The following is a 280-nucleotide window of genomic DNA, read 5'->3' on the forward strand; positions in this document are numbered from 1 at the left end:
CTTCCGATCTGCCGGGTTCTGTCGTGGACAGTCATTCATCTAGGCCAGCAATCGCTCACTGGCTCAAGCAGCCTACCCGGGTTCAGTACGGGCCGTACCTTATGAACCCCTATTTGGCCTTGCTCCGGGTGGAGTTTACCGTGCCACGGACTGTTACCAGCCGCGCGGTGCGCTCTTACCGCACCCTTTCACCCTTACCTGATCCCGCTTGCGCGGGCCATCGGCGGTTTGCTCTCTGTTGCACTGGTCGTGGGTTTCCCCCCCACCCCATACCTGTCAC

The 280-nt window shown here is 60.7% G+C and carries 1 other RNA gene; it reads right to left on the bottom strand.

Features of this window, described 5'->3' with window-relative positions:
* Window positions 1-10: 10 nt before the first annotated feature.
* Window positions 11-280: RNase P RNA component class A (gene rnpB / locus MD536_RS21690), an RNA gene on the bottom strand; the annotation flags it as partial.

Origin of the sequence: Flavihumibacter cheonanensis, from assembly GCF_022352215.1 — a bacterium.
Taxonomy (GTDB): domain Bacteria; phylum Bacteroidota; class Bacteroidia; order Chitinophagales; family Chitinophagaceae; genus Flavihumibacter; species Flavihumibacter cheonanensis.